Raw genomic sequence first — 6,921 nt, forward strand, 5'->3', positions numbered from 1 at the left:
GTCGAGCGCCATCCCTTCGGCAGCCAGGCCTTCATCCCGCTCTCGCCGCGCCCCTTCCTGGTCGTCGTCTGCCATGACGGGGAGCAGGGGCCGGGCGAGCCGCATGCCTTCATCACCGCACCCGGACAAGGTATCAATTACCGGCGCAATCTCTGGCATGGCGTGCTGACGCCGCTCGGCGAGGCTCAGGACTTCCTGATCGTCGACCGTGGCGGCGATGGCTCCAATCTCGAAGAGTTCCATTTCTCGCACGCCTACGAGATCCACTTGCCCAACGAGAGCCTCCTGTGACCGATATTTCACTGATCGACCGCCTGCTCGATGTGATCGAGCACGACATCGTGCCGAAGACGGCCGAGGGCGTTACCTATGGCAACAAGCTGTTCGGCGCGGCGATCCTGCGCAAGGACGACCGTTCGCTGGTGCTGGCTGAAACCAACAACGAGATGGAAAACCCGCTCTGGCATGGCGAGGTACACTGCCTGAAGCGTTTCTACGAAATGCCCAGGGCTGAGCGCGTCGATACGAAAGACGCCATCTTCATCGCCACGCACGAACCCTGCTCGCTGTGCCTGTCGGCGATCACCTGGACCGGCTTCGATAATTTCTACTATCTGTTCAGCCACGAGGATTCGCGCGACAGCTTCGCCATCCCGCACGACCTGAAGATCCTGAAAGAGGTCTTCACCCTCGATCCCGGCGGCTACAATGCCGAGAATGCCTACTGGAAGAGCTTTTCTATCCGCAGGCTGGTGCGAGCGTTGCCCGAGGCAGAGCGGCGACGGCTGGAGACCCGTATCGGCGCGATTTCGGCGCGCTACGATGAATTGTCCAACATCTATCAGGCGAACAAGGACGATAACGATATCCCGCTGAACTGACGCGGATTGACCAGCCGAATTCGTTGGCTGGCCCACGACGCGGCACGGCAGGTTCCATCATCTGGCGATCCTGGAGCATGCCATGAAAACCGTCACCGAATTTGCCCGCAAAATCGTCGAATTCCCGGATATGGGCATCGTCATGCCGGATGGCTGCCGCCTGTCGGCGCGGGTGTGGATGCCGGAGGATGCGGGCGACGATCCGGTGCCTGTCATCCTAGAGCATCTGCCCTACCGCAAGCGCGACGGCACCATCTTTCGCGATCAGCTGACGCATCCTTATTTCGCCGGCCACGGCTATGCTTCGATCCGCGTCGACATGCGCGGCAATGGCGATTCCGAAGGGCTGATGGACGACGAATATTCCGAGCAGGAATTGCAGGACGCCTGCGACGTCATCGCCTGGGCGGCAAGCCAGCCCTGGTGCAACGGCAATGTCGGCATGATGGGCATTTCCTGGGGCGGCTTCAACTGCCTGCAGGTGGCGGCCAAGCGGCCGCCGGCGCTGAAAGCGGTGATCAGCCTGTGCTCGACCGTCGACCGCTATGCCGACGACATCCACTACAAGGGCGGCTGCCTGCTGATCGAGAATTTCGGCTGGGCCTCGACCATGCTGTCCTACTCGTCGCGGCCGCCGGATCCGCTTTTGGCCGGCGACAACCGGTGGCGCGATCTGTGGCTGACCCGGCTGGAGAACCAATCCTTCCTGGCGCCGCTGTGGCTGAAACACCAGCACCGTGATGCCTACTGGAAGCGCGGCTCGATCTGCGAGGATTTTTCCGCCGTCAAAGCCGCCGTGCTGTCGATCGGCGGCTGGCATGACGGCTACCGCAACACCGTCTCGCATCTGGCGACCAACATCCAAGCCCCGGTCAAGGGCATCGTCGGGCCATGGATCCACAAATACCCGCACTACGCCGGGCCCAAGCCTGCCATCGGCTTCCTGCAGGAGGCCTTGCGCTGGTGGGACCGCTGGCTGAAGGGTGTCGACACCGGCGTCGAGGCCGACCCGGCCTACCGCGCCTATGTCATGGACAGCGTGCGTCCGGCGCGCTGGCACCCCGAGCGTCCCGGCCGTTGGGTGGCGGAGCAGGAATGGCCCTCGCCAACCATCAAGATGCAAACAGTCGATCTGATCCCCTCAACGGAAAAACCCGCCATCATCGCCTCTCCGCAAAGCTGCGGCCTGGCCGGCGGCGAGTATTTTCCCTTCACCTTCGGCCCCGAACTGCCCGGCGACCAGCGCCCCGACGATGCGCTGTCGGTGTGTTTCGACCAGCCGGAACTCAGCGAGCCGATCGACATCGTCGGAGCGCCGGAGGTCGAGCTGCGGCTATCCTCTGATCGTCCGCAGGCCAACATCGCGGTCCGGCTTTGCGATGTGCATCCCGACGGCGCCTCGGAGTTGATCTCCTATGGCGTGCTCAATCTGACGCACCGCAATTCGCACGAATTCCCCGAGGCGCTGGTGCCGGGCGAAACCGTCTCGGTGCGCGTCGTGCTCGATCAATGCGCCTATCGCGTGCCGGCCGGCCACCGGCTGCGTGTTGCCGTTTCGAACGCCTATTGGCCTGCCATCTGGCCGTCGCCGGAGCCGGTCCAGCTCACCTTGTCGACGGCGACGCTCAATTTGCCGCTGCGGCCGCTGGCGACAGGCGACGAAGTGACGTTCGCCGAGCCGGAAGGTGCCACCCCCTGGGCAACAGAGACGATCCGCGCCGCCAATTCAGAGCGCCATGTCGATCGTGATGAGAAGACCGGAATGGTGACGCTTTCCATTGTTGACGATTTCGGCGAGGTGCGTGATCTCGCCCATCGCCTCGCCAATGGCAGCATCGCCCGCGAGACCTGGACGATCCATCCCGACGATCCGCTGTCGGCCTCGGGGAAGACGCACTGGACGCAGACCCTGTCGCGAAACGGATGGTCAGTACGCACCGAAACGACAGCCGAAATGCGATCGGATGCGCAAAACTTCATCGTCAGCGCCAGAATCGAGGCCTATGAGGACGAAACCCTCGTCTTCGAGCGCAATTTCGAGGAGAAGGTGCCGCGCGCGCTTCTTTGAATGCCGATTTCATTGGTCCAATTGCGACGTACGATTTACGCCACGGCATGTCGCATTCGGTCTTGCTTACCGCTTTCCCTTGCGGTCATTATTCTCCTCACAAGAAACAAGAAAAACGACCGCAGAGTCGAACCAACAGAGTGAGGAACTCAAAATGTCGAACGAACTGGAATTTCTTAGCCGGCGTGTCGCGTCGGGCAAACTGAGCCGTCGTGATTTTCTCGGCCGGGCGGCGGCGCTCGGTATCTCCGCGCCCTTCGCCAACTCGCTGCTTTCAAGCGCTGCACGCGCGGCAGGCCCGGTCAAGGGCGGCACACTGAAGGCCGGACTTGTCGGCGGCGAATCCACCAACAGCCTTGATCCGGCACTGTTCATGACTCAGGTGCCGTTCGCCTTCGGCAAGATGTGGGGCGAATTGATTGTCGAGCTTTCGCCGGAAGGCAAGCTCGAGAACCGCATCGCCGAGGAGATCGGCTCGTCGGACGACGCCAAGGTGTGGACGCTGAAGATCCGCGACGGCGTCGAATTCCACAACGGCAAGACAGTGACCGCCGAGGACGTGGCCGCCACACTTGAGCGCCATTCCGACGAGAAGTCGAAATCCGGCGCGCTCGGCTACATGAAAGGTATCGAGACCATCAAGGCCAGCGGCAAGGAAGTCGTGCTGACGCTGAAGGAGGCCAATGCCGATCTGCCCTATTTGCTCAGCGACTATCACCTGATCGTCCAACCAAATGGCGGCAAGGACAAGGCTGACGCAGGCATTTCGGCCGGTCCTTACAAGGTCACGACCAATGAGCCCGGTGTGCGCCATGGCGGCGAGCGTTTCGCCAATTACTGGCAGGGCGACAAGATGGGCCATGCCGACCAGATCGAGATCATCGTCATCAACGATGCGACGGCGCGCACGGCCGCCCTGCAGGGCGGCCAGGTCAACGTGATCAACCGCGTCGAGCCGAAGATCGTCGACCTGATCAAGCGCCTGCCGGGCGTCACCATCCGCAACCACGCGGGTCCTGGCCACTACGTGTTCATCATGCATTGCAACACGGCGCCGTTCGACAACGCCGATTTGCGCATGGCACTGAAGCTGGCCATCGACCGCGAGGAAATGCTGGACAAGATCCTGCGCGGCTACGGTTCGCTCGGCAACGACTTCCCGATCAATGCGTCCTATCCGCTGTTTACCGAGATCGAGCAGCGCAAGTACGATCCCGACAAGGCCAAGTTCCACTTCAAGAAGTCCGGCCACGACGGCGCCGTCCTGCTGCGGACCTCGGACGTCGCTTTCCCGGGCGCCGTCGATGCATCGCAGTTGTTCCAGCAGAGCGCGGCCAAGGCCGGCATTCAGATCGAGCTGAAGCGTGAGCCCGGCGACGGCTATTGGAACGAGGTCTGGAACAAGCAGCCCTTCTGCGCGTCCTACTGGGGCGGCCGCTCGACCCAGGACCAGATGTACTCCACCGCTTATCTGTCGACCGCCGACTGGAACGACACGCGTTTCAAGCGTCCTGACTTCGACAAGATGGTGCTGGCGGCGCGCGCCGAGCTCGACGAGACCAAGCGCAAGCAGATGTATCATGACATGGCTGTCCTGGTACGAGACGAGGGCGGCCTGATCCTGCCGATGTTCAACCAGTTCATCGACGCTACCGGCGCCAAGGTCGGCGGCTGGGTCGACGATCCGCATCAGGAGCTGATGAACGGCTACGCGCTGGCGAAGTGCTGGCTCGAAGCCTGAGCTTGGCCTTGCGGATATGTCCTCACCCATCTTGAAACTGGTGGCCCAGCGCGTTGCGCTGGGCATTCTGCTCTTGTTGGCCGTTTCGGTCCTGATCTTCGCCGGCACCCAGATCCTGCCCGGCGACGTCGCGCAAGCCATTCTCGGACAGTCGGCGACGCCGGAGTCGCTTGCCAATCTGCGCGAGCAGCTCGGACTCAACCAGCCAGCCTATCTCAGGTATTTTCATTGGCTGGGCGGCGTGCTGACCGGCGATCTCGGCACGGCCATGTCGAGCGGGCAGGACATCGCCACGTCGATCAAGGGACGGCTGTGGAACACGCTGTTCCTCGCCTTCTGGGCGGCGATCGTCGCCGTGCCGCTGGCGATCATCCTCGGCCTGATCGCGGTGCGCTACCGCAATGGCTGGGTCGACAAGCTGATCTCCGGGCTGGCGCTGGCCTCGACCTCGTTTCCCGAATTCTTCATCGGCTATGTGCTGGTCTATTTCTTCGCCGTGAAATGGCAGATCTTCCCCGGCATTTCGACCGTCTATGACGGCATGCCTTTTGGCGAACGGATGCAGGCGATCGCCTTGCCGGCGACGGCGCTGACGCTGGTCGTGCTCGCCCACATGATGCGCATGACACGCGCGGCGATCCTCAATGTCATGCAGTCGGCCTATGTCGAGACGGCGGAACTGAAGGGCCTGTCGGCTTTCAACGTCATCCGCAAGCACGCCTTCCCCAACGCCATCGCGCCGATCATCAATGTCGTCATGCTCAACCTCGCCTACTTGATCGTTGGCGTCGTCGTGGTCGAGGTGATCTTCGTCTATCCGGGCATGGGACAGTATCTGGTCGACCACGTCACCAAGCGAGATGTGCCGGTGGTGCAGGCGGTCGGCCTGATCTTCGCCGCCGTCTATATCAGCCTGAACATCATTGCGGACATAGCGGCGATCGTCGCCAATCCGCGTCTCAGACATCCGAAATAGGGGGGCGGATATGCTCGATATCAAACGCATCCCCATCCCCGCGCTGATCGGCATCGTGCTGACGGCATTGTTCGTGCTTGCGGCGGTCTTCGCCCCCTGGATCGCGCCGCACGGCAATGGCGAAATCGTCGGCGACGTCTGGGAACCGATGTCGGCTGCCCATTTGCTGGGCACCGACAATCTCGGCCGAGACCTGCTTTCGCGCATGATCTACGGCGCCCGCATCACTTTGTTCATCGCGGTGCTGGCCACCGCGCTGTCGTTCTCGCTCGGCGCCATTCTCGGCTTCTCGGCGGCCGTCTTCGGCGGCTGGTTCGACACGCTGCTGTCGCGCCTCGTCGATCTCTTGATGTCGATCCCGACGCTGATCATGGGTCTCGTCGTGCTGTCGGTGCTGCCGACCAATCTGGTGACGCTGATCCTGGTGATGGGCATTCTGGATTCGACCCGCGTCTATCGCCTGTCGCGCGCGGTCGCCGTCGACATCAACGTCATGGACTATGTCGAAGCGGCGAAACTGCGCGGTGAAGGCAGCGGCTGGATCATCTTCCGCGAGATCCTCCCCAACGCATTGTCGCCGCTGGTTTCCGAACTCGGTCTGCGCTTCATCTACGCGGTGCTGTTCCTGTCGACGCTGTCGTTCCTCGGCCTTGGCGTGCAGCCACCGGACGCCGACTGGGGCGGCATGGTCAAGGAAAACAAAGACGGCATCGTGTTCGGCATCGCGGCCGCACTCATCCCAGCGGGGGCGATCGCGCTGCTGGCGATTTCCGTCAACCTGGTTGCCGACTGGGTGCTCAACCGGACGACAAGCCTCAAGGGAGGACGCGGGTGATGGCCGACACCAAAGCGAAGCTCGGGCAACCGAAGTCAGGCCTGCTGCTCGACATCCGCAATCTGCGCATCGAGGCTACCGTCTTCCCGCCCGGCGAACCGCCGAAGAACATCGTGCTGGTGCACGATGTCTCGCTGACGCTCGAGAAGGGCAAGGTGCTCGGCCTGATCGGCGAATCCGGCGCCGGCAAGTCGACTATCGGCTTGTCGTCTATGGGCTACGGCCGCGGCGGCGTGCGCATCACAGGCGGCGAGGTGATCCTGAACGGCCGCGACATCCTCAAGGGCGGCAAGGACGGCTTCCGCAAATTACGCGGCCGCGAGGTCTGCTATGTCGCGCAGTCGGCGGCAGCGGCCTTCAACCCGGCGCACAGACTGATGGACCAGGTGGTGGAAGCCACCCTGCTGCACGGCACCGCGA

7 protein-coding genes are annotated in these 6,921 nt (G+C 62.6%); all 7 read left to right on the plus strand.

Annotated features, from left to right (window positions below):
- On the plus strand, positions 1 to 291 hold a 291-nt coding region (locus EN925_RS16805; protein ID WP_206632834.1), incomplete at its 5' end, for an ureidoglycolate lyase.
- Positions 288 to 881, plus strand: a complete 594-nt coding sequence (locus EN925_RS16810) for a nucleoside deaminase (protein WP_024501941.1) — start codon at positions 288 to 290, stop codon at positions 879 to 881. The genes EN925_RS16805 and EN925_RS16810, both read left to right, overlap by 4 nt.
- Before the next feature lie 82 nt (positions 882 to 963).
- On the plus strand, positions 964 to 2,949 hold the full coding sequence (locus tag EN925_RS16815) for a CocE/NonD family hydrolase (protein WP_127384914.1): 1,986 nt from the start codon (positions 964 to 966) through the stop codon (positions 2,947 to 2,949).
- Positions 2,950 to 3,103: 154 nt separating this feature from the next.
- A complete protein-coding gene (locus EN925_RS16820) occupies positions 3,104 to 4,690 on the plus strand; it encodes an ABC transporter substrate-binding protein (RefSeq protein ID WP_013528248.1) in 1,587 nt (528 codons plus the stop codon).
- Positions 4,691 to 4,706: 16 nt separating this feature from the next.
- Positions 4,707 to 5,666, plus strand: coding sequence for an ABC transporter permease (locus EN925_RS16825; protein ID WP_013528249.1), 960 nt, complete (start codon positions 4,707 to 4,709; stop codon positions 5,664 to 5,666).
- Between the two features lie 10 nt (positions 5,667 to 5,676).
- Positions 5,677 to 6,501, plus strand: coding sequence for an ABC transporter permease (locus EN925_RS16830; protein WP_013528250.1), 825 nt, complete (start codon positions 5,677 to 5,679; stop codon positions 6,499 to 6,501).
- Positions 6,501 to 6,921 (plus strand): ATP-binding cassette domain-containing protein (locus tag EN925_RS16835; RefSeq protein WP_128336718.1); only part of this gene is annotated, 421 nt, incomplete at its 3' end. The genes EN925_RS16830 and EN925_RS16835, both read left to right, overlap by 1 nt.

The organism is Mesorhizobium sp. M7A.F.Ca.US.006.04.2.1 (assembly GCF_004022915.1).
Lineage (GTDB): Bacteria > Pseudomonadota > Alphaproteobacteria > Rhizobiales > Rhizobiaceae > Mesorhizobium > Mesorhizobium ciceri.

What these genes read in the sequence shown, in the direction of transcription:
- EN925_RS16825 (WP_013528249.1), top strand. Translation starts at nt 4,707, where the DNA reads ATGTCCTCACCCATCTTGAAACTGGTGGCCCAGCGCGTTGCGCTGGGC.
- EN925_RS16830 (WP_013528250.1), top strand. Translation starts at nt 5,677, where the DNA reads ATGCTCGATATCAAACGCATCCCCATCCCCGCGCTGATCGGCATCGTG.
- EN925_RS16815 (WP_127384914.1), top strand. Translation starts at nt 964, where the DNA reads ATGAAAACCGTCACCGAATTTGCCCGCAAAATCGTCGAATTCCCGGAT.
- EN925_RS16820 (WP_013528248.1), top strand. Translation starts at nt 3,104, where the DNA reads ATGTCGAACGAACTGGAATTTCTTAGCCGGCGTGTCGCGTCGGGCAAA.